This window comes from Variovorax sp. PvP013 (genome assembly GCF_050435945.1).
GTDB lineage: Bacteria > Pseudomonadota > Gammaproteobacteria > Burkholderiales > Burkholderiaceae_C > Variovorax.
Window position 1 is genome coordinate 524,524 of record NZ_JBNDLF010000002.1, and the last position, 25,151, is coordinate 549,674.

At 70.6% G+C, this 25,151-nt stretch carries 19 protein-coding genes; 9 read left to right on the forward strand and 10 right to left on the reverse strand.

Annotated features, from left to right (window positions below; genetic code table 11):
• The first annotated feature begins 82 nt into the window (after positions 1-82).
• Positions 83-262, forward strand: a complete 180-nt coding sequence (locus ABID77_RS10235; protein ID WP_429594812.1) for a cysteine-rich CWC family protein — start codon at positions 83-85, stop codon at positions 260-262.
• On the opposite strand, the gene ABID77_RS10240 is transcribed toward ABID77_RS10235, so the two are convergent.
• Positions 247-1,674, reverse strand: coding sequence for a zinc-binding metallopeptidase family protein (locus ABID77_RS10240; RefSeq protein ID WP_429594643.1), 1,428 nt, complete (start codon positions 1,672-1,674; stop codon positions 247-249). The two genes, ABID77_RS10235 and ABID77_RS10240, sit on opposite strands and share 16 nt — an antisense overlap.
• A 106-nt stretch (positions 1,675-1,780) precedes the next feature.
• On the opposite strand from ABID77_RS10240, the gene ABID77_RS10245 reads away from it, so the two are divergent.
• The 3 genes from ABID77_RS10245 to ABID77_RS10255 all read left to right on the forward strand — a co-directional run bounded on the left by ABID77_RS10245 (position 1,781) and on the right by ABID77_RS10255 (position 6,382).
• Positions 1,781-3,262, forward strand: a complete 1,482-nt coding sequence (locus ABID77_RS10245) for an MFS transporter (protein WP_429594646.1) — start codon at positions 1,781-1,783, stop codon at positions 3,260-3,262.
• A gap of 4 nt (positions 3,263-3,266) precedes the next feature.
• Positions 3,267-4,031, forward strand: a complete 765-nt coding sequence (locus tag ABID77_RS10250) for a class II glutamine amidotransferase (RefSeq protein ID WP_429594648.1) — start codon at positions 3,267-3,269, stop codon at positions 4,029-4,031.
• Positions 4,032-4,177: 146 nt separating this feature from the next.
• Positions 4,178-6,382: a TonB-dependent receptor gene (locus ABID77_RS10255; RefSeq protein ID WP_429594651.1), complete on the forward strand. Its 2,205-nt coding sequence runs from the start codon at positions 4,178-4,180 to the stop codon at positions 6,380-6,382.
• A gap of 45 nt (positions 6,383-6,427) precedes the next feature.
• On the opposite strand, the gene gshB is transcribed toward ABID77_RS10255, so the two are convergent.
• Both gshB and ABID77_RS10265 read right to left on the reverse strand, forming a co-directional pair.
• On the reverse strand, positions 6,428-7,378 hold the full coding sequence (gene gshB, locus ABID77_RS10260; RefSeq protein ID WP_429594653.1) for a glutathione synthase: 951 nt from the start codon (positions 7,376-7,378) through the stop codon (positions 6,428-6,430).
• Positions 7,375-8,688 carry a benzoate/H(+) symporter BenE family transporter gene (locus ABID77_RS10265; RefSeq protein ID WP_429594655.1) on the reverse strand — a complete coding sequence of 438 codons (1,314 nt, stop codon included), beginning with the start codon at positions 8,686-8,688 and terminating at the stop codon, positions 7,375-7,377. Before ABID77_RS10265 ends, gshB begins: the two co-directional genes overlap by 4 nt.
• A 227-nt stretch (positions 8,689-8,915) precedes the next feature.
• Here ABID77_RS10265 and ABID77_RS10270 point away from each other — a divergent pair, with 227 nt between their 5' ends.
• A complete protein-coding gene (locus ABID77_RS10270) occupies positions 8,916-9,353 on the forward strand; it encodes a nuclear transport factor 2 family protein (RefSeq protein WP_429594658.1) in 438 nt (145 codons plus the stop codon).
• 10 nt (positions 9,354-9,363) lie between these two features.
• Entirely contained in the window at positions 9,364-10,305 is a 942-nt protein-coding gene (locus tag ABID77_RS10275; protein ID WP_429594660.1) for a polysaccharide deacetylase family protein, read from the forward strand.
• 33 nt (positions 10,306-10,338) lie between these two features.
• Here the strand turns inward: ABID77_RS10275 and ABID77_RS10280 are convergent, their stop codons facing one another.
• The 7 genes from ABID77_RS10280 to leuS all read right to left on the reverse strand — a co-directional run bounded on the left by ABID77_RS10280 (position 10,339) and on the right by leuS (position 20,033).
• Entirely contained in the window at positions 10,339-10,941 is a 603-nt protein-coding gene (locus ABID77_RS10280; protein WP_429594663.1) for a YitT family protein, read from the reverse strand.
• 40 nt (positions 10,942-10,981) lie between these two features.
• The gene (locus tag ABID77_RS10285; RefSeq protein WP_429594665.1) at positions 10,982-12,850 is read right to left on the reverse strand and encodes a potassium transporter Kup; all 1,869 of its coding nucleotides are present in this window, start codon (positions 12,848-12,850) and stop codon (positions 10,982-10,984) included.
• Between the two features lie 134 nt (positions 12,851-12,984).
• Positions 12,985-14,280, reverse strand: a complete 1,296-nt coding sequence (gene gshA / locus ABID77_RS10290; RefSeq protein ID WP_429594668.1) for a glutamate--cysteine ligase — start codon at positions 14,278-14,280, stop codon at positions 12,985-12,987.
• Positions 14,281-14,407: 127 nt separating this feature from the next.
• A complete protein-coding gene (locus tag ABID77_RS10295) occupies positions 14,408-15,700 on the reverse strand; it encodes a glutamate-5-semialdehyde dehydrogenase (RefSeq protein WP_429594670.1) in 1,293 nt (430 codons plus the stop codon).
• 58 nt (positions 15,701-15,758) lie between these two features.
• Positions 15,759-16,823, reverse strand: a complete 1,065-nt coding sequence (holA, locus tag ABID77_RS10300; RefSeq protein WP_429594672.1) for a DNA polymerase III subunit delta — start codon at positions 16,821-16,823, stop codon at positions 15,759-15,761.
• Positions 16,824-16,836: 13 nt separating this feature from the next.
• Complete coding sequence (gene lptE / locus ABID77_RS10305) at positions 16,837-17,358, reverse strand: LPS assembly lipoprotein LptE (protein ID WP_429594675.1); 522 nt, start codon at positions 17,356-17,358, stop codon at positions 16,837-16,839.
• 35 nt (positions 17,359-17,393) lie between these two features.
• Positions 17,394-20,033: a leucine--tRNA ligase gene (gene leuS / locus ABID77_RS10310; RefSeq protein WP_429594678.1), complete on the reverse strand. Its 2,640-nt coding sequence runs from the start codon at positions 20,031-20,033 to the stop codon at positions 17,394-17,396.
• Between the two features lie 127 nt (positions 20,034-20,160).
• Here leuS and glgX point away from each other — a divergent pair, with 127 nt between their 5' ends.
• The 3 genes from glgX to glgA all read left to right on the forward strand — a co-directional run bounded on the left by glgX (position 20,161) and on the right by glgA (position 25,150).
• Positions 20,161-22,272, forward strand: coding sequence for a glycogen debranching protein GlgX (glgX, locus tag ABID77_RS10315; protein ID WP_429594681.1), 2,112 nt, complete (start codon positions 20,161-20,163; stop codon positions 22,270-22,272).
• Between the two features lie 86 nt (positions 22,273-22,358).
• Positions 22,359-23,666, forward strand: a complete 1,308-nt coding sequence (glgC, locus tag ABID77_RS10320; protein ID WP_429594683.1) for a glucose-1-phosphate adenylyltransferase — start codon at positions 22,359-22,361, stop codon at positions 23,664-23,666.
• Positions 23,666-25,150 (forward strand): glycogen synthase GlgA, encoded by a 1,485-nt coding sequence (glgA, locus tag ABID77_RS10325; protein WP_429594686.1) that lies wholly within the window; start codon positions 23,666-23,668, stop codon positions 25,148-25,150. The genes glgC and glgA overlap by 1 nt, the downstream gene beginning before the upstream one ends.
• The last annotated feature ends 1 nt before the right edge of the window (position 25,151 follow it).

The following is a 25,151-nucleotide window of genomic DNA, read 5'->3' on the forward strand; positions in this document are numbered from 1 at the left end:
TCGACGGGTCGAGCCGTCGACGATCTCCACCTCGGGCAATGCTACGCTGTGCCCCTTGTGCGGCGCGTCGAACGCCTGCGCGATGGAGGCGGCACGCTCGACCGGGGCCGACGCACCGGCATCCTGTTGGTGCCAGTCGGTCGACTTCACGGCCGCGCTGAAGGCGCCCCTGCCCAATGGAGCGCGCGACGTCGCCTGCATCTGCGCACGCTGCGCAGCGCACGCCACCGCCGGAGCAGCCACGACTCAGGCGCCGACCTGAGCCGGCGCGTGGTCCCGCGGCGCTGACGGCACCGGTACGAAACCGTCGTCGGACGTGCCGTCGCCCCGACCTCCGACTTCTTCTTCCGGCACGTCCGTCGTGCCGTCGTCGCCCGTCGTCTCCGGCACCGGCATCTCGCCGATGGCCTGCGCGTGCAGGCGCTGCTCGGTGACGATCTGGTGGATGAACTGCAGCTTGCCGACCGCCGCGCGCGGCAGCGTGAAGGGGTAGTAGTCGGACTGGCCCATGCTGCGCGAGAGTTCGTTGAGCACGTTGGTCAGGCGCACCCAGCCGTTGAGGAAATCCAGGAACTTGGACGCGCCCGGGTGGTCGGGCTGCCACAGGTCGGCGAAGTCGAACAGGTCGCCGGAGAGCTCGACGTTGCGCGCGTCGACGCCGAAGCTCATCGCCGTGTCGGCCGCGTCGGCCATGTGCAGGTAATGCGCCCAGGTCTCGGCCCAGTCCTCCCACGGGTGCGCGCTGGCGTAGCTGGTGACGCAGCGGCCGGCCCAGTCGGGCCGCGGACCCTGCTCGTAGTGGACGCGCAGCGCGTCCGCATAGCTGGCGCGCTCGTCGCCGAAGAGTTCGCGGAAGTCGAACAGCCAGTCCGTCGGGTAGACCAGCCGGTCCCAGTAGTAGTGGCCGATCTCGTGGCGGAAGTGGCCCACCAGCGTGCGGTAGGGCTCGCGCATCTCGGCGCGGATGCGCTCGCGCACCACGTCCTCGGCTTCGGCGGCGTTCAACGTGATGACGCCGCCCTCGTGGCCGGTCAGGACGCGCGGCCCGCCGGGCAGCTCGCTCAGGAAGTCGAAGGCCAGGCCGCCGACCGGGTCGGCATGGCGCGTGACGATCGGCAGGCCCAGCACGAGCAGTTGCGACATCAGCCGGCGCTTGGCCAGTTCGAGCTTGTTCCACAGCGCGCCGTTGCCCTCGACCGACTGGTCGGGGATGGTGCGCGTGGCGCTGCACGACAGGCAGAAGCCGTCGAGCAGGCCGTGCCCCGTGCACTCCGCATCGTCGCCGGTCCGGGGCTGAGGCACCATCCAATTGCAACGCGAGGCCGTATTGAAGTTGGCGCAGCGCCGCCACGTCCGCCCGCCGTGGTCGCCATGGACCACGTACAGATACGGGTCGGCGCCGTCCTCGTGCGCGGACTCCAGCGGCACCACGCCCAGGCGGTCGGTGACGTAGCCCAGGTGCGTGCCGCAGGCCAGGCACTGGCTGTTGCGCAGGTAGACCGGGCGACCGCACTGGCACTGGTAGGCCCGGCTGATGGTGGGCGCGCGCAACTCGACCGCGAGCGAGCCGCTGTCCTCCTCGCGGGGCTCGGCCATCTCGGGACCGGCATCGATCTCGGAGGGGACGCGGCCGTTGTCGGAGGGCGGGCGGGAGTCGGGTGCGAAGGCGTCCATGGTGGAGAAATGTCGAAGCGGTGATGCGGAAGTGCGAGCCGGTCATTGTTGGGCGCCTCCTCCTGCAACCCCGCCTCGCAAAGGCCGATATCCTCGTAGGACACCCATGTCCAATCCCGACCCCGTCTCTCCCCTGCGGGCCCGCTACGGCGAGCGCTACCGGTGGTTCCTGCTGCTGTCGGTGATGGTCGGCGTGATGGCGTCCATCATGTCCTCGACCATCGTCAACGTGGCCATTCCCGACATGAGCCACTACTTCGTGCTCGGGCAGGAGCGCGCGCAGTGGGTCAGCTCGGGCTTCATGGTGGCGATGACGGTGTCGATGCTCACCACGCCCTGGCTGCTCGGGCGCTACGGCTACCGGCGCACCTACGTCGGCACGATGGTGCTGCTGCTGGCCGGCGGCGTGGCCGGCGGGCTGGCGACGGACTTCTCGCTGGTGCTGGCCGCGCGCATCGTCGAGGGCCTGGCCGCGGGCGTGGTGCAGCCCATTCCGGCCATCATCATCCTGCGCGCCTTCGAGCCGCACGAGCAGGGCCGTGCCAGCGGCATCTTCGGCATGGGCGTGGTGCTGGCGCCGGCCATCGGCCCGAGCATCGGCGGCGTGCTGGTCGACCTGTTCGGCTGGCGCTCGATCTTCTTCATGGTGGTGCCGTTCTGCGTCGTGTCGATCGCGCTGGCCTACCGCTTCGTGCCGGTCACCGCGCCCGGCGGCGTGGCGGCGGCGCGCGACCGGGCGCTCGACTGGCGCGGCCTGCTCATCGGCACGGCGGGCACGCTGTGCCTGCTCAACGGGCTGGTGGCGCTGCGCGGCGACTCGCCGTTGCAGGCGGGCGTGCTGCTCGCCGGCGCCGTCGTCGCGCTGGTGGCCTTCATCCGGCTGCAGCGGCGCATGACGGCGCACGGCGAGTCGCCGCTGATGCACATGGGCCTCTTCGGCTACCGCCAGTTCTCGATGGGCAGCGTGGTGGCCTTCATCTACGGCGCGGCCCTGTTCGGCTCGACCTACCTGCTGCCGGTGTACATGCAGGTGGCATTGCACCTGTCGGCCTCGCACGTGGGCACGATCATGCTGCCGGCAGGCATCGTTCTGGCCATCACCATCGCCGGCGTCGGGCGCCTGGCCGACCGCCAGCCGACTTGGCTGCTAGTGAGCATCGGACTGGCGCTGCTGGCCGTCTCGTTCGCGCTGATGGTCACGCTGCGCATGGACAGCCGGCTGTGGTGGCTGGTGGCCTTCGCCATCGTCGGGCGCGTCGGGCTGGGCTTCATCCTGCCCTCGCTCAACCTGGGCTCGATGCGGCCGCTGGCCAAGCCGCTGATCCCGCAGGGCGCCAGCGCGATCAGCTTCCTGCGCATGCTCGGCGGCGCCGCCGGCGTGAGCCTGTGCGCCATCGCGCTCGAATGGCGGCTCGCCGCGCATGGCGACTCGCTCGCCCGGGCCGCGAGCAGCCCGGCGCGGCTCGCGGCCTTCAACGAAGTCTTTCTGATGCTCGCGTCGCTGTGCGCCATCGCGCTGCTGGCGGCCTGGCAGCTGCGCACCGATGGCGATGCCCCGTCGCCCGCCTCGCGTCCCAAGGAGTCCTGATCCCATGTGCCAGCTGCTCGGCATGAACTGCAACACGCCCACCGACGTCACCTTCAGCTTCCGGGGCTTCGCGCACCGGGGCGGGCGCACCGACCATCACGCCGACGGCTGGGGCATCGCGTTCTTCGAGGACCGCGGCCTGCGGCACTTCGTCGACCACCTGCCCGCGTGCGAGTCGCCGGTGGCCGAACTGATCCGCCGCTACCCGATCCAGAGCCGCAACGTCATCGCCCACATCCGCAAGGCGACCCAGGGCCGCGTCAACCTGCAGAACTGCCACCCCTTCGTGCGCGAGCTGTGGGGCCGCTACTGGGTCTTCGCCCACAACGGCGATCTCAAGGACTTCCGGCCCCGGCTGCACGGCAGCTTCCATCCGGTGGGCGACACCGACAGCGAGCACGCCTTCTGCTGGCTGATGCAGGAGCTGGCCAAGTCGCACGCCGACGTGCCCAGCATCGAGGAGCTCACGCTGACGCTGCGCGAGCTCGCGCCCCGCGTGGCGCGCCACGGCACCTTCAACTTCATGCTCTCCAACGGCCAGGCGCTGTGGTCGCACGCCTCGACCCACCTCTGGTACATCGAGCGCCAGCACCCCTTCATGCTGGCCCACCTGGCCGACGAGGACGTGGCGATCGACTTCGCCCAGCACACCACGCCCGAGGACCGCGTGGCGATGGTCGTGACCGCGCCGCTGACCACCAACGAGATCTGGACGGCCTTCGCGCCGGGCGAGCTGGCGGTGTTCGTGGACGGCCGTCGGCAGCGCTGAGCACGGTCGAGGCGATGTAGCACCGAAGGTCGCATCCAAACAACAGTGCGACGGTTCCCGCCACCGAGAGCGGACGCTGACGCCAGCCGGATGAGGATAATAACGGTTCGCATTCGCGAAACCGTCCCACGCTCATTCCCATCCCGATGTCCTCCTCCTTCCCGCTCCGCCCGATCACGATCGCCGCCGCCCTGGCGCTCCACGCGCTCGGCGCCCTGGCGCAGACCGCGCCCGCCGCCACCGCCGACGGTGGCAACGCCACCCTCTCGACCGTGACCGTCGAGGCCAGCGCCGACGCCTCGGCCGAAGGCCTCGCCAAGCCCTTTGCCGGCGGCCAGGTGGCGCGCGGCGGACGGGTCGGCATCCTGGGCACGCAGGACGTGATGGCCACGCCGTTCTCGACCACCAGCTACACCAACGAACTCATCCAGGACCAGCAGGCCAAGAGTGTCGCCGACGTGCTGCTGAACGACCCATCGGTGCGGCAGGCACGCGGCTTCGGCAACTTCCAGGAACTCTACGTGGTGCGGGGCTTTCCGGTGTATTCGGACGACGTTTCGTACAACGGCCTCTACGGCATGCTGCCGCGCCAGTACATCGCCTCCGAATTCTTCGAGCGCGTCGAGGTCTTCAAAGGCGCCAACACCTTCCTCAATGGTGCGGCCCCTGGCGGCAGCGGCATCGGCGGCGCCATCAATCTGCTGCCGAAACGGGCACCGAGCGAATCCTTGACGCGCGTCGGCCTCGGCGTGCAGACCGGCGGCCAGGGTTTCGTGAATGCCGACATCGCGCGCCGCTTCGGACCCGACCAGAGCACAGGCATCCGTGTGAACGCCGTGCGCCGCGACGGCGGCACCGGCATCGACAACGAGAAGCAGGAACTCAGCGCCGTGGGCGTCGGCCTGGATTGGCGCAGCCGCAACGTGCGGGTGTCGGCCGACGTCGGCTACCAGAACTACGACCTGCGCGAGGGCCGTCCCAGCCTGACACCATCGGCCACATTGCCGATCCCGCGTGCGCCCTCCGCCGACGTGAACTTCGCGCAGCCCTGGACCTACTCGAAGGAGCGCGACAAGTTCGCGACCGTGCGCGCCGAGGTGGACATCACCGAAGGCATCACCGCCTGGGCTGCGGGCGGGATACGCCGCAGCGACGAGGACAACGTGCTGTCCAACCCGACCCTCACCAACGCCGCCGGTGGCACCCGCAACACGCGCTTCAGCAACACGCGCGACGACAAGGTCGGCACCGGAGAACTCGGTGCGCGCGGCAGGTTCACGACGGGCTCGGTGAAGCACACGGTGGTGGCCTCGCTGGCGAGCTACAGCAACGACCGCAAGAACGCCTATGCGATCTCTTCCGGCGCGGTGCTCAACAACATCTATTCGCCCTTCGCGTCGGCCCTCCCGGTGGCCAACGGATTCGTCGGCAATGCGCTGAGCGCCCCGGGACTGACCGACAAGATCCGGACCTCCAGCCTCGCCGTGGCCGACACGATGTCCTTCGCGGACGACCGTGTGCTGCTCACGCTGGGCGCCCGCCGCCAGACCATCGAGCAGACCAGCTTCGCCTACACCACGGGCGTCGAGTCCAGCAGCTACGACAAGAGCCGCACGACGCCGGTGGCGGGCGTCGTGTTCAAGGCCGCCCCGAACACGTCGGTCTACGCCAACTACATCGAGGGCCTGGTCAAGGGCAACGTCGCGGGCACGACGGTGAACAACCTTCCGGTGACCAATGCCGGCGAGGTCTTCGCACCCTACCGCGCCAAGCAGAAGGAAGTCGGCGTCAAGTACGACGGCGGCACTCTCGGCGCGGGCGCGGCATTCTTCACCACCGATCAACCGACCTACTACTACCAGGGACAGACCTACGGTGCCTATGGCGAGCAGCGCAATCGTGGTCTGGAGTTCTCGGTCTTCGGGCAACCGGCCCAGGGCGTGCGAGTGCTCGGCGGCCTGACCTTGCTGGATGCCAAGCAGCGGCAGACCCAGGGCAATGCGACCAATGGGCTCGATGCCATCGGCGTGCCGGACAAGCAATTGAACCTGGGAGCCGAATGGGACGTTCCCGGCGTTCCCAACCTGTCGCTGAATGCGCGGGTCCTGTACACGTCCAAGCAATACGCCAATGCGACCAACACGCAGCAAGTGCCGGGCTGGACCCGCATGGACATCGGTGCGCGCTACCTGGTGGACATCGGCAACGGTCGCCTGCTGACGTTGCGCGCCCGCATCGACAACCTCGCCAACAAGGCCTACTGGGCATCGGTGGGCGGCACGCAGGGTTCCAACTACCTCGTGCTCGGCGCGCCGCGCACCGTGTCGGTGAGCGGCTCCATCGACTTCTGATCCTGTCGCGCCGAGCGCCGGCTGACGCCAGGTGCGAGCGGCGCTCTACGACGCCGCCAGGTGCGCCTCCAGCGCATCCACGAACATCGCCGGCACGTCGAAGCCGGTCTGGTCGGTGATCTCCTGGAAGCAGGTCGGGCTGGTGACGTTGATCTCGGTGACCGAGTCGCCGATGACGTCCAAGCCGATCAGCAGCAGGCCGCGCGGCGCGAGCGTGCGGCCCACGGTCTCGGCGATCTCGCGGTTGCGGGCGGTCAGCGGCTGCGCCACGCCCTTGCCGCCGGCGGCCAGGTTGCCGCGCACCTCGCCGCCTTGCGGGATGCGCGCGAGCACGAAGGGCGCCGGCTCGCCCGCGATGATCAGGATGCGCTTGTCGCCCTCGGCGATCTGCGGCACGAAGCGCTGGACCATGATGGTCTCGGCGCCGCCCTTGTTGAGGGTCTCGACGATCGAGCCCAGGTTGAGGCCGTCCTGCCGCACGCGGAAGATGCCCATGCCGCCCATGCCGTCGAGCGGCTTCAGGATGACGTCGCCGTGCTCGGCGTGGAAGGCCTTGACCGCCGCCTCGCTGCGCGTGACCAGGGTCGGCGTGGTGAACTGCGGGAACTGCATGATCGCCAGCTTTTCCGGGTGGTCGCGCAACGCGCGCGGCTTGTTGACCACGCGCGCGCCCTCGCGCTCGGCCTGTTCCAGCAGGTGCGTCGCGTAGATGTACTCGGCGTCGAAGGGCGGGTCCTTGCGCATCAGCACGGCGTCGAAGTCCTTCAGCGCCTTCGTCTCCAGGCCGTCCTCGTGGAACCAGTCGTCGGCCGCGCCGGTGAGCGTGATCTTGCGCACCGTCGCCTCCACCACGCCGCCGGACTTCCACTGCAGGTCCTGCGGCAGGCACGCCGCGATGCGGTGCCCGCGGCGCTGGGCCTCGCGCATCATCGCGAAGGTGGTGTCCTTGTAGGTCTTGAATTGCTCGATCGGGTCGGCGACGAAGAGGAGGTTCATGGTCGGGTCGGGGAGGAAGGATTCGAGGAGGTGGCGGTGCCCAGGGACGCCGCCGGATCGGCCGGGGAAACGGCCGCGGGGGCGCCCGCGCGGGCGTCGAGCCTGATCTTGCAGGCCGGCGCGATGTCCTTGTCGGCGGGGGTCTTTGCGCGGCCGACGCGCTGGACCGCGAGCGCCACGGCGCCCGCCACCACGCCCCAGAAGGCCGAGCCGATGCCCGCGACGGTCACGCCCGAGAGCGTCACCAGGAAGGTGATGAGCGCCGCCTCGCGGTAGGGCTCCTCGCGCAGCGCCGCGGCCAGCCCGCCGCCGATGGTGCCCAGCAGCGCCAGCCCGGCGATGGCGGCGACCAGCTCCTTCGGGAACGCCGTCAGCAATCCCGTCACGGCGGCGCCGAACAGGCCGATGACGACGTAGATCGCGCCGCAGCTCACGGCCGCCGCGTAGCGCCGCGCCGGGTCCTCGTGCGCCTCGCGGCCCATGCAGATGGCGGCGGTGATGGCGCTGAGGTTGAGCGCGTAGCCGCCGAAGGGCGCGAGCACCAGCGTCGCCACGCCGGTCAGGGTGATGAGCTTCGAGATCGGCAGGTCGTAGCCGGCCGCGCGGATGGCCGCCACGCCCGGCAGGTTCTGCGACGCCATGGTGACGACGAACAGCGGCAGCGCCAGGCTGACGGCCGCCTGCCAGGTGAACACCGGCATCGTGAAGACCGGCACCGCCAGGCTGAAATGCACCGCCGACCACGACAGCTCGCCGCGCGCCGCCGTGAACGCCACGGCCGCCAGCAGCGTCAGCGGCACCGCGTAGCGCGGCACGAAGCGCCTGCCGGCGAGGTAGGTGCCCAGCATCAGCAGCACCAGCGGCAGCGCGGTCTGCGCGGCGGCGAAGCCGGCGAGGCCGAAGCGCGCCAGCACGCCGGCGAGCAGCGCCGAGGCGATCGCCATGGGGATGCGGTTCATCACGCGCTCGAACCACCCGGTGGCGCCGGCCAGCGTGACGAGCGCCGCGCAGACGATGAAGGCGCCCACCGCCTCGCCCATGCCGTGGCCGGCGCCGGCGGTCGCCAGCACGGCCGCGCCGGGCGTGCTCCAGGCCACCATCACGGGCTTGCGCAGCCACAGCGAGGGCAGCGCCGACGCCAGCCCCATGCCCAGCCCCAGCGCCCACATCCACGAGGCGATCATCGCCGGCGTCGCGCCGAAGGCCTGCGCGGCCTGGAACACGATCACCACCGAGCTGGTGAAGCCCACCAGCACGGCGACGAAGCCGGCCGTGAAGGCGGAAAGGCTCAGGTCCTTGAAGAAACGCATCGCGGGATTGTGCCGGGCACGCGGCGGCAGTCCTGCGACCGGGCGCGTCGCGTCGCCCGCCCGTCGCGCGAGGCGCCGGACGACGGCGAGGTCGCATCCGATCGCACGGATCCGGCCGGGCCGACGTGGGAACGTCGACGACGGGCATGTGACTTGCAGCACGAGCACATGCCGACCGCTGCCCACGCAGTGCCTTCCAGCCCCCACGCCATCCGATGGAGCGCCCCATGAACACCGACCGAGCGACCGACGCCCCGACTCCGACCCCGACCGACCCCGCCGCCGTGGTCGACGAGTTCCTGCGCCTGGTCATGATCCCCGACCCCGCGTCCGCCTCGCGCCACACGGCGCCGGACATCCGCATCCGCTTCACCGGCAACCGACCGATGACGCGGCCCGCCGACACCTCGGCCTTCAACGCGCAGCGCTACGCCTGGGTGAAGAAGCGGATCGAGCGCACCGAGGTGGTGGCCGGCGGCACGCCGGAGGAGACCGTGGTCTACAGCCTGGGCACGCTGTACGGCGCCTGGCCCGACGGCGAGGCCTTCGAGGGCAACCGCTATGTCGACCGCTACGTGGTCAGCCACGGTCTGATCGTGCGGATGGACGTCTGGAACGACAGCGCCGAATGGCTGCTGGTGCGCGCCGGCCTCGCCACCCTCTGAGCGTCTCCGGATGACGAATCCCACCCCCACTGCGGTCCGCTGGCCCGACCGGCTTCCCGACCACGGCCGCTTCGACTACCGGCCCATCACGCGGCGCCCTGACCACCTCTGGCCGAACGGCGCCCGGCTGGCGGTGTACCTCGGCTTCAACATCGAGCACTTCGCCTTCGGCGACGGACTGGGCGCCGGGATCGGCCCGGCCTCGCCGCAGCCCGACGTGCTCAACCACGCCTGGCGCGAGTACGGCAACCGCGTGGGCGCGTGGCGCTGCCTCGAGCTGTTCGACGCGCTCGGTCTGCCCGCCGGCGCGCTGGTCAACACCGCGCTCTACGACCATTGCCCCGAACTGGTGGCGGCCTGCGTGGCGCGCGGCGACGAGCTCGTCGGCCACGGCCACAGCAACGCCGAGCGCCAGGGCGGACTCGCCGAGGCCGACGAGCGCGCCCTGCTGCTGCGCTGCCGCGACCGCATGGAAAAGGAGAGCGGTCGCGTGCCGACGGGCTGGCTGTCGCCCTGGATCTCCGAGAGCGCCCTGACGCCCGACCTGCTGGCCGAGACCGGCTACGCCTACACCCTCGACTGGTGCCACGACGACCAGCCGACGCGCCTGCGCACGCGCGGCGGCGGCACGCTCTGGTCGGTGCCCTACCCGCAGGAGCTCAACGACATCCCGATGATCATGGGCCGGCAGATGGACATGAAGGACTTCGCCGCCCTGGTGATCGACAACTTCGACGAGATGCGCGCGCAGTCGTGCGCGCAGCCGCTGGTGATGGGCTTGGCGCTGCATCCGTACATCGTCGGCCAGCCCTACCGCCTGCGGCACCTGCGCACCGCGCTGCAGCACCTGGCGCGCGCCCGGGACCGGGGCGAGATCTGGTTCACCACGCCGGGCGCCATCGCCGCGCACATGCAGGCGCTGGCGGCCGAGCGCCCGGAGGACTTCGCCTGAACAGGTCCGGCGGAGGCGGCGCGTCCGGCGGCGCTACACCGCCGTCACGTAGCGCCCCGGCTTGTGGTTAACCGCCAGGAACACGCTCATCACCACCGCCGCCAGCACGGAGTACAGCACCCGGACCGGATCGATCACCAGGAAGGCCAGCGCGACGATGCTGCAGTCGATGGCCATCTGCACCTTGCCGGCGCGCCAGCCGTGCTTCTCCTGCATGTAGAGCGAGACGATCGTCGCGCCGCCCAGGCTGCCGCGATGCCGCGCCAGGAACAGGCAGCCCGCCCCCAGCAGCAGGCCGCCGAGCACCGCCGCGTAGGCCGGATGCAGCCGCTCGATGGCGAACAGCGCGGGCGACCACTCGGTCATCGCCGAGAGCACCGTGATCGCCACGAAGGTCTTGAGCGTGAACTCGCGTCCCATGCGCACCCAAGCGAAGCCGTAGAACGGCAGGTTGATCAGGAAGAACAACTTGCCGAAGCCGATGCCCGTCAGATAGTGCAGCAGGAAGGCGATGCCCGCCACGCCGCCGGTCATCAGCCCGACCTGCTTGAACAGGATCAACGCGAGCGAGACGAACAGCGTGCCGGCGAAGATCGCCTGGGCGTCCTCGAAGTGGCTGTGGCGCAGGGAAGGCATGGATGCGGCACACGCAAGATCCGGGCGAGGGGCTCCGTCCTCAGATCTCGATCTTGGAGCCCAGCTCTACGACAGCGTTGGTCGGGAGGTTGAGGAAGCCCGCCGCGCCGCTGGCGTTGTGGTGCATCTGCGCGAACAGCTTCTCGCGCCAGGGTGCCATGCCGCTGCCCAGCGTGGGGATGACGACGTCGCGCGAGAGGAAGTAGCTCGTCGTCATGCGCTCGAGCTGACAGCCGCGCATGCGGGCGTTCTCCAGGGCGCGCGGCAGGTCGATGTCGTTCTTGAAGCCGTAGTTCACCACCACCTGCCAGCAATGGTGGCCCAGCGGCGTGATCTCCACGCGCTGCGCCATCGGGATCCAGGGCACCTCGTGGCTGCGCACCGTGACGAACAGGTTCTGCTCGTGCAGCACCTTGTTGTGCTTGAGGTTGTGCAGCAGCGCGTTGGGCACCGAGCCCGGCTCGGCGGTCAGGAAGACGGCCGAACCCTCCACGCGCACCGGCGGGCTGACGAAGACGGCGTCGAGGAAGCTGCGCAGGTCGATGGCGTCGGAGCGCTGCGCCTCGCCCATCAGGCGCCGCCCCTCCTTCCAGGTGATCATCAGCATGAAGATGCCGCCGCCGATCATCAGCGGGAACCAGCCGCCCTGGGGCAGCTTGAGCAGGTTGGAGGCGAAGAAGGCGAAGTCGATGACGAAGAAGGCCGAGGTCGCACCGATGCACAGCGCCAGCGGCAGCTTCCAGGCGTAGCGGATGACGAAGAAGGTCAGCACCGTCGTGATGAGCATGTCGGTGGTCACGGCGATGCCGTAGGCCGCGGCCAGGTTGCTCGACGAGCGGAACATCACCACCGCCAGCACGATGGCCACGAACAGCCCCCAGTTGATGAACGGGATGTAGATCTGCCCGGCCGAGCGCACGCTGGTGTGCTCGATGTTCAGGCGTGGCAGGTAGCCCAGCTGGATCACCTGGCGCGTGACGCTGAAGGCGCCGGTGATGAGCGCCTGCGAGGCGATCACCGTGGCCAGGGTGGCCAGCAGCACCAACGGGATCAGCGCCCACTCCGGCGCCATCATGAAGAACGGGTTCTTCACCGCCTCGGGGTTCTCCAGCAGCAGCGCGCCCTGGCCGAAGTAGTTCAGCGTGAGCGCGGGCATCACGACCGAGAACCACGCGATGCGGATCGGCCCCTTGCCGAAGTGGCCGAGGTCGGCGTAGAGCGCCTCGGCGCCGGTCACGCACAGCACGGTCGCGCCCAGGACGATGAAGCTGGTCAGCGGGTTGTCCCAGATGAACTTGAGCGCGTAGTAAGGGTTGATCGCCTTCAGGATCTCCGGGTGGTTGACGATCTGCGAGACCCCCAGCACCGCCAGCACGACGAACCACACCAGCGTCACCGGCCCGAAGAACTTGCCGATGCCCGCCGTGCCGCGCTTCTGCACCAGGAACAGCACGAACAGCACCACCAGCGTGATCGGGATGACGTAGTGGGTGAAGTGCGGCGACACCACCTCCAGGCCCTCGACCGCCGAGAGCACCGAGATGGCCGGCGTGATGACGCCGTCGCCGTAGAACAGCGAGGTGCCGAAGATGCCCACGGCCAGCAGCACACCGCGCAATCGCGGCTTGTCCGCCACGGCGCGCGAGGCCAGCGCCAGCATCGCCACCAGGCCGCCCTCGCCCTCGTTGTCGGCCCGCAGCACCAACACCACGTACTTGATCGACACGATGACGGTCAGCGTCCAGAAGAACATCGACAGGATGCCGTAGACGTTCTCGATCGTGAAGGGCACGTGGCCGTGGCCGAACACCTCCTTGGTGGCGTAGAGCACGCTGGTGCCGATGTCGCCGTAGACGACGCCGATGGCGCCGAGGATCAGGCCGGCCGAGGAACTTTTGGGGGAAGACACGAGTCGGGTGGAAGCGCGCCGATGCGATGCCCGGGCCGCACTGCCCGTTCGTGTCGCGTCGCCTGGTTTTCCGTTGGCTGTGGGGCCGCTATTCTGCCTTTGCCGCATTGCAGCGGCAAAGTCGAGGACGCTTGTTACTCGTAGATCTCGGCGTCCGGGTCGGTCGCTTCCATCTCATAGCTGGCCGCGACCATCGCCAGGCGGCCGATCACGCCGTACATGTAGAAGCGGTTGGGCGCGCTGGCTCCCGGCTTGGCGCCGGGCTGCGGCAGGTGCGCGCTGTCGGAGAAGGCCAGCGGCACGAAGCTCGCGCCCGGCAGGGCCAGGGTCTCGTCGGTGCTGCGGCCGGCATGCACGCGGTAGAAGCCGCCCACCACGTAGCGGTCCATCATGTAGACCACCGGCTCGGCCACGCCGTCGTGCACGCGCTCGTTGGTCAGCACGCCTTCCTGGACGATCACGTCGTGCGTGCCGAGGCCCGGTCCGCCGCCCTCGGCCTGCTCGCGCAGCCGGCGACCGAACGCCTCGAAGTCCTTGGCGTCGCGCACCGTGGTCACGCCCATGCCGTGGCTGCCGTCGTCGGCCTTGACGACGACGAAGGGCTTCTCGTTGATGCCGTATTCCTTGTACTTGCGCCGCACCTTGGCCAGCATGGCGTCGACGTGGCCGGCGATGTCGTCCTGGCCGGCACCCGTGGACAGGTCGACGTCGCGGGCGTGGGTGGACATCGGGTTGATCAGCCACGGGTCGATGCCCAGCAGCTTGCCGAAGCGCTTCGCGATCTCCTCGTAGCCGCGGAAGTGGTTGCTCTTGCGGCGGATCGACCAGCCCGCGTGCACCGGCGGCAGCAGGTACTGCTCGTGCAGGTCCTCCAGGATGCCCGGCGTGCCGGCGGCGAGGTCGTTGTTCAGCAGGATGGTGCAGGGATCGAAGTTCTTGATGCCCAGGCGGCGCTTGGTGCGCACCACCGGCTCCAGGGTCACGACGTCGCCGCTGGGCAGTTCGATGGTGCGGGGCGCCTTGATCGCCGGATCGATCGAGCCGACGCGCACATTGAGCCCGGCCATGTGGAAGATGCGCACCAGCTGGGCGATGTTGGCCAGGTAGGAGGTGCTGTCGGACCGGTTTTCCGGGATCACCAGCAGGTTGCGCGCCTCAGGGCAGATCTTCTCGATGGCCGCCTGGGCCGCCTGCACCGCCAGCGGCAGCATCTGCGCCGTGAGGTGGTGCCAGCCGCCCGGGAACAGGTTGGTGTCCACCGGCGCCAGCTTGAAGCCGGCGTTGCGGATGTCCACCGCGCTGTAGAACGGCGGCGTGTGCTCCATCCATTCGAGGCGGAACCAGCGCTCGATGGCCGGAGTGGAGTCGAGGACGCGCTGTTCGAGTTCGTTGATCGGGCCGGTCAGGGCGGTGACGAGGTGGGGGACCATACGGCGGCCTTGTGCGTTGCGCGAAAAAGTTGAGTGGAACTTCAGGATCTGGGGACGACGCGACGATTCGCAACGCAAGCCGTGACTCGACGGCGACACCGCCCGCCGCCGCCGATCGTCCACGCGGTCAGCCGCGGATCTCGCCCTGCCCCAGCACCACGTATTTCAACGAAGTCAGCCCCTCGATCCCGACCGGACCACGCGCATGAAACTTGTCGGTGCTGATGCCGATTTCCGCACCCAGCCCGTATTCGAAGCCGTCCGCGAAGCGCGTGCTCGCATTCACCATCACGCTGGCCGAGTCGACCTCGCGCAGGAAGCGCTGGGCGTGGACGTGGTCGCGCGTGACGATGGCGTCGGTGTGGTGGCTCGAGTAGCGGTTGATGTGGTCGATCGCCTCGTCCAGCCCGGCCACCACCTTGATGCTGATGACGGCGGCGAGGTACTCCTCCGACCAGTCCGATTCCACCGCGTCGACGACCCGCTCGGCCACCCCCGCGTGCGTGTCGGCGCGTAGGATGGCGGCGGCGGCCGGGTCGCAGCGCATCTCCACGCCCTTGGCTGCGAACACGGCGGCGATCTCCGGCAGGAAGATCTCGGCCACCGAGGCCGCCACCAGCAGGCCCTCGGCGGCGTTGCAGGGGCTGTACTTCTGCGTCTTGGCGTTGTCGACCACCCGCACGGCCATGTCCAGCGGCGCCGTGTCGTCGACGTAGACGTGACAGTTGCCGTCCAGGTGCTTGATGACCGGCACCTTGGCCTCGCGGCTGATGCGCTCGATCAGCCCCTTGCCGCCGCGCGGGATGACGACGTCGACGAACTGCGGCATCGCGATGAGCTGGCCGACGGCCTCGCGGTCGGTGGTGCGCACCAGCTGCACGGCCTCGGGCGGCAGGCCGGCCTCCTCCAGCGCCTCGGTCACCAGCTGCGCCAGCGCCTTGTTCGACTCGATGGCCTCCGAGCCGCCGCGCAGGATCGCCGCGTTGCCGCTCTTGATGGCCAGGCTCGCGGCCTCGATGGTCACGTTCGGCCGGCTCTCGTAGATCATGCCGAAGACCCCGATGGGCACGCGCATCTGGCCGACCCGGATGCCGCTGGGCTGCTGCTTGAGGCCGATGATCTCGCCGATGACGTCGGCCATGGCGGCGAGCTGCTCGCAGCCGAGGGCCACCGTCTCGATGACCGGCGGCGTGAGCTTGAGGCGGTCGACCATCGGCGCGGCGAGGCCGGCGGCGGTGGCGCGCGCGATGTCGCGGGCGTTGGCCTCGGCCAGGCCGGGGCCGGCCTCGCGCAGGCGGCGGGCCAGCGCCCGCAGGGCGGCGTTGCGGACGGCGGCGCTGGACTTGGCCATCAGGGCCGAGGCGGCCTTGGCCTGGGAGCCCAGGGCCTGCATGGATTCGTTCGGGTTGAAGGCGTTCATGACGGCATTTTCCCACCGCCGCCGTCCCCGGCGCCCGAAAGCGCCTGCGCCGTCCCGGCTATGCGGTGGCCGGCGCGGCCATGCAGGCGCGGCACAGCATCAGCGCCAGACGCTGCAGGGCGGGCCAGCCGCCGGCGGGCCAGTCCGGCTGCCGCAGGCCCTTGACGATGCCGTCGACCACGTGCGCGGCGCGCAGCAGCCGCGCCAGGGCACGGTCGTCCAGGCGCGGCAGCACGCGCTCGAAGGCCCGCTCGCGCGCGCCCCAGATGCGGTTCTCGCGCAAGGCCATCGGCAGCGGCCGGCCGGCGGCCATGGCGTCCTTCACGCGCTTCAAGGCGCGGATGTCCTCGGCCAGGGCGTAATGCACCAGCACCTCGGCCTCGCCCTCGGCGCGCAGGCCGTCGAGCATGCGCGCCACGCGCACCGGCTGGCCGGCGAGCACCGCCTCGGAAAGCTTGAAGACGTCGTAGCGCGCGACGTTGTTGACCGCGCCCTCGACCTGATCCCAGGCCAGCTCGCCGGCCGGGTGCAGCAGCGCGAGTTTCTGGATCTCTTGGTGCGCGGCCAGCAGGTTGCCCTCCACGCGGTCGGCGAAGAACTGCAGCGTGCGCTGGCCCTCCTCGCCGGCCTTCACGCGCTGGCCCTGCTGCGCCAGGCGCTGGGCGATCCACTGCGGCAGCGCGGCACGCTCCACCGGATCGACCTGCAGCGTGACGCCGTGGTTCTCCAGCGCCATGAACCAGGCGCCGCTGCGCGTGGCCTTGTCCAGGCGCGGCAGCAGCACCAGCGTGAGCGTGGTGTCGTTGCCGTCGGCGGCCTCGGCGATCTGCTGCAGGGCGGCGCTGCCGTCCTTGCCGGGCTTGCCCGAGGGGATGCGGATCTCCACCACCTGCCGGTCGGCGAACAGGCTGAGCGAGCCACCGGCGGCGAGCACCGTGCTCCAGTCGAAGTGCGCGCCGGCCACCGTGTGGGAGGTGCGCTCGGTGTAGCCGCGCTCGCGGGCCGCGCCACGGATGGCGTCGGCCGCCTCCTGCGCGAGCAGCGGCTCGTCGCCGTGGATCGCGTAGAGCGCCCGCAGGCCCTTGGCCAGGTGCGCCGGCAACTGCGCCGGGCTCAATTGCATGGGGTGCGTCCGCCTACAGTTCCTTGACCGCCGCGAGCCGGCGCAGGAGCTGCTGGGCGATGTCGTTCTGCATGTCGCGGAACAGCAGCTCGGCCTCGCCCTCCTTGGCCAGCGCGGACGTCTCGTTGTAGGTCAGGTCGCGCTGCTGGATGATCTCGTCGGCCTGCAGCTCCTTGCCCGCGGGGGTGTAGAGCCGGAAGCGCACGCGCAGGCGCAATTGCAATTCGCGCACCTCGCCGGCCGAGTTGGTCGACAGCACCCGGCGCTCGCGGCCTTCGCCCAGGATCGCCAGGATGGCCTCGGCCTCGTTGGCGCGCTCGGCCGGCAGCAGCGTGACCGTTCCGGCGGCGGCGATCAGGCGGCGCAGGTAGTTGATGAAGGCCGAGTTGCCGCCCACCGACAGCGTCTTGAAGGCGAAGATCGGCGCCTTGCGCAGCGCGAAGCCGCAGCCGGCGAGGCCGGCGGCCAGCACCGGGGCGCCCAGCAGGGCGAGCGCGCCGCGGCGCGACGGGAAAGCGGGGAGGGTCGTCTTCATCGGGATGGAGCGCACGGGGCGATCGGTTGAGCGTGTCACAGGACCACGTTGACGAGCCGGCCGGGCACCACGATCACGCGCTTGGGCACCGCGCCCGCCGCGTGCAGGGCCAGCGCCTCGCTGCCGCGCGCGATCGCCTCGATCTCCTCCTTGGAGGCGCCGGCGGGCACGCGCACCGCGCCGCGCAGCTTGCCGTTGACCTGCAGCATCAGCTCGATCTCGTCCTGCACCAGCGCGTCGGGGTCGACCACCGGCCAAGGCGCGTCGAGCAGTTCGCCATGGTCGCGGGCGTAGGCCAGCTCGTTCCACAGCTGCTGCGCGATGTGCGGCGTGGCCGGGTAGAGCACGCGCAGCAGGATGCCGAAGCCTTCGCGCAGCGCCGCCGCGTCGCCCGGCTCGCCGGTCGACTTGAACGACTCCAGCGCGTTGAGCAGCTTCATCGCGCCCGAGACGACGGTGTTGTACTGCATGCGCTGGTAGTCGTAGTCGATCTGGCGCAGGACGATGTGGACCTCGCGGCGCAGGGCCTGGGCGGCCTTGCCGAAGGCGGCTGGCGTGCCCGGCACCCCGGCGTCGGCCTGCGCGGCCTGCCGCGCGACGCCGAAGTTCCACACCCGCCGCAGGAAACGGTAGCTGCCCTCGACGGCCGCGTCGTTCCATTCCAGCGTGGCCTCCGGCGGGGCGGTGAACATGGTGTAGAGGCGGGCCGTGTCGGCGCCGTACTTCTCGATCAGGTCCTGCGGGTCGACGCCGTTGCGCTCGCTCTTGCCCATCTTGCCGACGCCGCCGTACTCGACCGCCGAGCCGTCGGTCCAGGTGCCGCCGGTGATGCGGCCCTGCGCGTCGAGCACCGGCGTGACCTCCAAGGGCGGGAAGTAGTCCTTGCCGCCCTTCTCGTTGCGCCGCCAGTAGATGTGGTTGAGGACCATGCCCTGCGTGAGCAGCCTGGCGAAGGGTTCGTCGACCGTCACCAGGCCGAGGTCGCGCATCACCTTGGTCCAGAACCGCGCGTAGAGCAGGTGCAGGATGGCGTGCTCGATGCCGCCGATGTACTGGTCCATCGGCATCCAGTACCGCGCGCCCGCGCCGACCATGGCCTGGTCGTTCTTCGGGTCGCAGTAGCGCATGAAGTACCACGACGAGTCGACGAAGGTGTCCATCGTGTCGGTCTCGCGGCGCGCCGGCTGGCCGCACACCGGGCAGACGACGCCGGCGTGGAAGCCTTCGTGCCTGACGAGCGGGTTGCCGGAGCCGTCGGGCACGCAGTCGGTGGGCAGCACGACCGGCAGGTCGGCCTCGGGCACCGGCACGGCGCCGTGCTCGGGGCAGTGGATGATCGGGATCGGCGTGCCCCAGTAGCGCTGGCGGCTCACGCCCCAGTCGCGCAGGCGCCAGGTGGTCTGCTTCTCCCCCAGCCCCTTCTGCTCCAGCGCGTGCGCGACGGCGGCGACGGCCTCCTTGAAGTGCATGCCGCTGAAGTTGTCGGAGTTGATGGTCACGCCGCGGGTCTTGTCGGCGTACCAGTCCTGCCACTTGTGATAGTCGAAATGCGGTTCGTGGTCGACCAGCACGACCTGGATGATCTCGAGTCCGTACTTGTTGGCGAAGGCGAAGTCGCGCTCGTCGTGCGCCGGCACGCCCATGACGGCGCCGTCGCCGTAGCTCATCAGCACGTAGTTCCCGACCCACACCGGCACCGGCTCGTCGGTGATCGGGTGCGACACCACGAGGCCGGTGGGCACGCCCTTCTTCTCCTGCGTGGCGAGCTCGGCTTCGGTGGTGCCGCCGTTCCTGCACTCGTCGATGAAGGCGGCGACCTTCGGGTCGGTCTTCGCCGCGTGCAGGGCGAGCGGGTGCTCGGGCGCGACGGCGCAGAAGGTCACGCCCATGAGGGTGTCGGCGCGTGTCGTGAAGACGTACAGGCGGCCGTCCTGGATGGCTCGGCCGTCGTCGCCGCGGATGTCGTGCGGGAAGGCGAAGCGCACGCCCTCGCTCTTGCCGATCCAGTTCTCCTGCATCAGCTTCACGCGCTCGGGCCAGCCCGGCAGCTTGTGCTGGGTGTGCTCGAGGAGTTCGGGGGCGTAGTCGCTGATCTTGAGGTAGTAGCCGGGGATCTCGCGGCGCTCGACCGTGGCGCCGGTGCGCCAGCCCTTGCCGTCGATCACCTGCTCGTTGGCCAGCACGGTCTGGTCGACCGGGTCCCAGTTGACGACCTGGGTCTTGCGGTAGGCGATGCCCTTCTCCAGCATCTTCAGGAACAGCCACTGGTTCCACTTGTAGTAGGCCGGATCGCAGGTGGCGATCTCGCGGCTCCAGTCGATCGCCAGGCCCATCGCCTGGAGCTGGCCGCGCATGTAGTCGATGTTCTCGTAGGTCCACTTCGCCGGCGGCACGCCGTTCTTGAGCGCCGCGTTCTCCGCCGGCAGGCCGAAAGCGTCCCAGCCCATGGGCATGAGGACGTTGTAGCCCGACATGCGCAAATAGCGCGCGAGCATGTCGTTGATGGTGTAGTTGCGCACGTGGCCCATGTGCAGCTTGCCGCTGGGATAGGGCAGCATCGAACAGGCGTAGTACTTCTTCCGGGACGCGTCCTCGGTCACGCGGTAGGCGTCGGCGGCCGTCCACTGCTGCTGGGCGCTGGCTTCGACTTCGGAGGGCTTGTAGCTGGGATTCATGGGGGTTCGGGCAACGGCCCGGCGCTCGGTCGGCCGGGGAGGAGGGATTATCGCGGTCAACGCCCTACAGTCTGGCCCGACCCTTGCTGCAAACGCATTCCTTCCACATCCGGTACGACCGATTCCCATGCTCACCGAAGGACGGCCCTTTCCCCTGGGTGCCACGGCCGGCCCCGCCGGCGTCGATTTCGCGCTCGCGGCGCCCGATGCCACGAAGGTCGAGCTCTGCCTGTTCGACGCCGCCGGCCGCGGCGAGCAGCAGCGCCTGACATTGCCGGCCTGCACCGACGGCGTCTGGCACGGCCGCCTCCCCGGCGCCGGCCCGGGCCTGGTCTACGGGTACCGGGTGCATGGCCGCTGGGCGCCGCACGAGGGCGCGCGCTTCAATCCGGCCAAGGTGCTGCTCGACCCGTACGCCCGCGAGATCGTCGGGCGCTACGACGGCGGCGACCTGTTCCTCGGCCACGCGAGCGGCCAGCCCGCGCGGCGCGACGTGCGCGACAACGCCGCCGTCGCGCTCAAGGCGCGCGTCGAGGTCCCGGTGCCGGCCGGCGCCCTGCCGCCGCCGATCGAATCCCGCGCGCGCATCGCCGCGACGGACCGCGTCGTCTACGAACTCCACGTGCGCAACCAGACGATGCGCCACCCCGGCGTGCCCGAGGCCCTGCGCGGCACCTACGCCGGCCTGGCCGAGCCGGTCGTGCTCGACCACCTGCGGCGCCTGGGCGTCACCACGCTCAGCCTGATGCCGGTGCAGCACCGCGCCGACGAGGAACGGCTGCTGAAGGCGGGCCTGACGAACCACTGGGGTTACAGCACCATCGGCTGGTTCGCCCCGGAGGCGCGCTACTGGAGCGGCCGCCCGGGCACCACGCCGGCGGGCGAGTTCCGCGCCCTGGCCGAGGCGGTGCACGCGCGCGGCATGGAGCTGCTCGTCGACGTCGTCTACAACCACAGCGCCGAGACCGACGAGGCCGGCCCGACGCTGTCGCTGCGCGGCATCGACAACGCGCGCTACTACCACCTGCGCGCCGACGACCGCGCCCGCTACGAGAACTGGACCGGCTGCGGCAACTGCCTGAACTTCGCCGAGCCGCGCGTCGTGCAGCTGGCCACCGACAGCCTGCGCCACTGGGTGCAGGCACTGGGTGTCGACGGCTTCCGCTTCGACCTCGCGCCGGTGCTGGCGCGCCGCGCCGGCGGCGAGTTCGACCCGCGCGCGCCGTTCCTGGCCGCCGTCGCGCAGGACCCGGTGCTCGCGCGCGCGCTGTTCGTGGCCGAACCGTGGGACATCGGCCCCGGCGGCTACCGGCTGGGCGGCTTCCCGCCGGGCTGGCTCGAATGGAACGACCGCTTCCGAGACGCCCAGCGCGGCTTCTGGCTCGACCACGGCACCGGCCTGGGCGAATTCGCGCACCGCTTCGCCGGCTCCAGCGGGGAGTTCCAGCACGGACGCCGCTCGCCGGCGGCCAGCGTCAACTTCGTCACCGCGCACGACGGCTTCACCCTGCGCGACGTGGTGAGCTACGAGGAGCGCCACAACCTGGCCAACGGCGAGGGCAACCGCGACGGCAGCGGCCACAACCTCAGCCGCAACTGCGGCGTCGAGGGCGAGACGGCCGACCCCGCCGTGCGCGAGCGTCGCGCCCGGCTGCAGCGCGTGCTGCTCGCCGCCCTGCTGCTGTCGCAGGGCACGCCGATGCTGCTGGCCGGCGACGAGATCGGCCACACCCAGGGCGGCAACAACAACGCCTACTGCCAGGACAACGCGACCACCTGGCTCGACTGGGCGCAGGCCGACGCCGGCCTGCAGCGTTGCGTCGCGCAGCTGCTCGCGTTGCGCCGCGAGGCCGTGCCGCTGCGCAGCACCGCCTGGTGGCCGGCGACGCACCCGGCGGCGGCGGACGAGCCCGGCGGCGCTTGCGTCCTGCGCTGGCTCACCCCCGACGGCACCGACATGCAGCCCGAGGACTGGCTGCGCCGTGGCCGCCACGCGCTGGCGATCCTGTTCGACGCACCGCCTTCGGAGGTGGCATGGCTCGTGCTGGTGAACGCCGGTCCGGAGGCGGTCGAGTTCGATCTGCCGCCGGGCACGTGGCGGCGCCGGTTCGCGAGCGAGGCGGCATCGGACGACGGGACGCGGGACGCGCCGCTGGCGGCGTCGCGGAAACAACCGGCCGGCGCTCTTTGGCTCGCCTGCCGCGCCTCGTCCGCCCCCGCCGGTGCTACGCTGGCGTGATCAACGTCAGGGAGTCCCAGAACAACACGACGACACCGGCGCGGCGACGCCGCCGCGGCACGGCATTCCAATCCCAGGAGACACCCATGGACTCACCACGCAACCCGGCCACGCCGCTCCAGTCGCACCAGCTGGTGCGGCGCACCATCGCCCTCGTGCTCGCGGGCGGACGCGGCTCGCGGCTCAAGCAGCTGACCGACCGGCGCGCCAAGCCGGCGGTGTATTTCGGCGGCAAGTTCCGCATCATCGACTTCGCCCTGTCGAACTGCCTGAATTCGGGCATCCGGCGCATGGCGGTGGTCACGCAGTACAAGTCGCACTCGCTCATGCGCCACCTGCAGCGTGGCTGGAGCTTCCTGCGCGCCGAGCTCAACGAGATGGTCGACGTGCTGCCCGCGCAGCAGCGCACCGGCGACGAGCACTGGTACCGCGGCACGGCCGATGCCGTGTTCCAGAACCTCGACATCATCCAGACGCGCTCGACGATGCACGACTACGTCGTGGTGCTCGCCGGCGACCACATCTACAAGATGGACTACTCCATCATGGTCAAGGACCACGCCGAACGCGGCCTGGGCTGCACGGTCGGCTGCATCGAGGTGCCGCGCATGGAGGCCACCGCCTTCGGCGTCATGGCCATCGACGGCGACCGCAAGGTCACCGCCTTCCTGGAGAAACCGGCCGACCCGCCGGCCATGCCCGGCCACCCGGACGTCGCGCTCGCGAGCATGGGCATCTACGTGTTCGATTCCAGCTACCTCTACCAGCTGCTGGAGGAGGACGCGGCCAACCCGGACTCGGATCACGACTTCGGCAAGGACATCATCCCGCGCGCCGTGGCCGCCGGCCGCGCGCTGGCGCACCCGTTCGGCATGTCGTGCGTCACGCGCGGCCCGCGCGGACCGCAGACGCAGGCCTACTGGCGCGACGTGGGCACGATCGATGCATTCTGGGCCGCCAACCTCGACCTCGCCTCCGTCACCCCGGAACTCGACATCTATGACACCGACTGGCCCATCTGGACCTACCAGCGCCAACTGCCGCCGGCGAAGTTCGTCGTCGACATCGACGGCAACAACGGCACGACGGTCAACACCATCGTCTCGGGCGGCTGCATCGTCTCGGGGTCCAAGGTGAAGGACTCGGTGCTGTTCTCGGGCGTGCGCATCCACTCGTTCTGCGACGTCCTGCAGGCCGTGCTGCTGCCCGACGTCGAGGTCGGCCGCGGCGCGCGGCTGAGCAAGGTCGTGGTCGACCGCGGCTGCGTGATCCCGGCGGGCATGGTCATCGGCGAGGACGCCGAGGCCGACGCGGCACGCTTCGAGCGCACCGAGACGGGCGTGGTGCTCGTCACGCGCGACATGCTCACGGCCCTCGAGAAGGCGCCCGCCTGATGCGCGTCCTGCAAGTCAGCGCCGAGCTGTTCCCGCTGCTCAAGACCGGCGGGCTGGCCGACGTCACCGGCGCCCTCCCGCTGGCGCTCGGCACCGCCGGGGAGGACGTGCGCGTGCTGCTGCCGGGCTTCCCGGCCATCGTCGCGGGCGTGGCCGACGCGGTCGAGGTGGCGGCGTTCGACGCCCCCTGGGGCGAGCGCGCCGTGCTGCGGCTCGGCCGCATCGCCATCGCGCCGGCCTCGGCCAAAGCGGCCGCGACGAGCATCACCGCCTACGTCGTCGACGCGCCCGCGCTCTACGACCGTCCCGGCAACCCCTACGAGGACGCGTCCCGCCAGCCCTACGGCGACAACCACCGCCGCTTCGCGCTCCTGGGCTGGGCGGCGGCGCGGCTGGCGCAGGGCCTGGACCCGGCCTGGCGCCCCGAGGTGGTGCATGCCCACGACTGGCACGCCGGCCTCGCGCCCGCGTACATGGCCCTGGCGCCGGCCACGCCGGGCGTCCCGCGCGCGGCCAGCGTCTTCACCGTCCACAACCTGGCCTACCAGGGCGTGTTCCCGGCCTGGGCGCTGGACGGCCTGGGCCTGCCGCGCGAGGCCTTCGACGTCCGCGGCGTCGAGTTCCACGGCCAGCTCTCGTTCATGAAGGCCGGCCTGTTCTACGCCGACCGACTCACCACCGTGAGCCCGACCTACGCGCGCGAGATCCAGACGCCCGAGCAGGGCTGCGGACTCGAAGGCCTGCTGCGCGACCGCGCCGGCGCGCTCACGGGCATCCTCAACGGCGTCGACGACGCCGTCTGGAACCCGGCCACCGACGCCCTGATCCCGCATCCCTACGACGTGCGCCGCCCGGCCGGCAAGGCGGCGTGCAAGGCGGCGCTGCAGGCGTCGCTCGGCCTGGTCGTCGACCCCGACGTGCCGCTGTTCGTGATGGTCAGCCGCCTGACGCAGCAGAAGGGCCAGCCGCTGGTGCTCGACGGGCTCGACGCCCTGGTCGCGCGCGGCGGCCAGCTCGCCGTGCTCGGCAGTGGCGACGCCGCGCTGGAGCGCGCCTTCGTCGGACGCGCCGCCGCCACGCCGCGCTCGGTGAGCGCGACCATCGGCTACGACGAGCGCTTCGCGCACCTGCTCTTCGGCGCCGGCGACGTGACCCTGGTGCCCTCGATGTTCGAGCCCTGCGGCCTGACCCAGATGTACGGCCTGCGCTACGGCTGCCTGCCGCTGGTGCACCGCGTCGGCGGCCTTGCCGACACGGTGGTCGACTGCGCGCTGGAGCACATGGCCGACGGCAGCGCCACCGGCTTCGTCTTCGACGGCTTCGAGCCCCACCGCTACGCGGCCGCCGTGCGCCGCGCCTTCGCCCTCTACGAACGGCCGGCCGACTGGCGCCGCGTGCGCGCCGCCGGCATGCGCCGCAGCGCCGACTGGGCCGGCCCGGCGGCGCGGTACGCCGAGGTCTACCGGCAGGCGCTGGCGGCCTGAG

What these genes read in the sequence shown, in the direction of transcription:
- ABID77_RS10265 (WP_429594655.1), bottom strand. Translation starts at nt 8,688, where the DNA reads ATGCGTTTCTTCAAGGACCTGAGCCTTTCCGCCTTCACGGCCGGCTTC.
- ABID77_RS10235 (WP_429594812.1), top strand. Translation starts at nt 83, where the DNA reads ATGGAGGCGGCACGCTCGACCGGGGCCGACGCACCGGCATCCTGTTGG.
- glgC (WP_429594683.1), top strand. Translation starts at nt 22,359, where the DNA reads ATGGACTCACCACGCAACCCGGCCACGCCGCTCCAGTCGCACCAGCTG.
- ABID77_RS10270 (WP_429594658.1), top strand. Translation starts at nt 8,916, where the DNA reads ATGAACACCGACCGAGCGACCGACGCCCCGACTCCGACCCCGACCGAC.
- gshB (WP_429594653.1), bottom strand. Translation starts at nt 7,378, where the DNA reads ATGAACCTCCTCTTCGTCGCCGACCCGATCGAGCAATTCAAGACCTAC.
- gshA (WP_429594668.1), bottom strand. Translation starts at nt 14,280, where the DNA reads ATGGTCCCCCACCTCGTCACCGCCCTGACCGGCCCGATCAACGAACTC.
- leuS (WP_429594678.1), bottom strand. Translation starts at nt 20,033, where the DNA reads ATGAATCCCAGCTACAAGCCCTCCGAAGTCGAAGCCAGCGCCCAGCAG.
- ABID77_RS10245 (WP_429594646.1), top strand. Translation starts at nt 1,781, where the DNA reads ATGTCCAATCCCGACCCCGTCTCTCCCCTGCGGGCCCGCTACGGCGAG.
- glgA (WP_429594686.1), top strand. Translation starts at nt 23,666, where the DNA reads ATGCGCGTCCTGCAAGTCAGCGCCGAGCTGTTCCCGCTGCTCAAGACC.
- ABID77_RS10240 (WP_429594643.1), bottom strand. Translation starts at nt 1,674, where the DNA reads ATGGACGCCTTCGCACCCGACTCCCGCCCGCCCTCCGACAACGGCCGC.
- glgX (WP_429594681.1), top strand. Translation starts at nt 20,161, where the DNA reads ATGCTCACCGAAGGACGGCCCTTTCCCCTGGGTGCCACGGCCGGCCCC.
- ABID77_RS10250 (WP_429594648.1), top strand. Translation starts at nt 3,267, where the DNA reads ATGTGCCAGCTGCTCGGCATGAACTGCAACACGCCCACCGACGTCACC.
- ABID77_RS10280 (WP_429594663.1), bottom strand. Translation starts at nt 10,941, where the DNA reads ATGCCTTCCCTGCGCCACAGCCACTTCGAGGACGCCCAGGCGATCTTC.
- ABID77_RS10255 (WP_429594651.1), top strand. Translation starts at nt 4,178, where the DNA reads ATGTCCTCCTCCTTCCCGCTCCGCCCGATCACGATCGCCGCCGCCCTG.
- ABID77_RS10275 (WP_429594660.1), top strand. Translation starts at nt 9,364, where the DNA reads ATGACGAATCCCACCCCCACTGCGGTCCGCTGGCCCGACCGGCTTCCC.
- lptE (WP_429594675.1), bottom strand. Translation starts at nt 17,358, where the DNA reads ATGAAGACGACCCTCCCCGCTTTCCCGTCGCGCCGCGGCGCGCTCGCC.
- holA (WP_429594672.1), bottom strand. Translation starts at nt 16,823, where the DNA reads ATGCAATTGAGCCCGGCGCAGTTGCCGGCGCACCTGGCCAAGGGCCTG.
- ABID77_RS10295 (WP_429594670.1), bottom strand. Translation starts at nt 15,700, where the DNA reads ATGAACGCCTTCAACCCGAACGAATCCATGCAGGCCCTGGGCTCCCAG.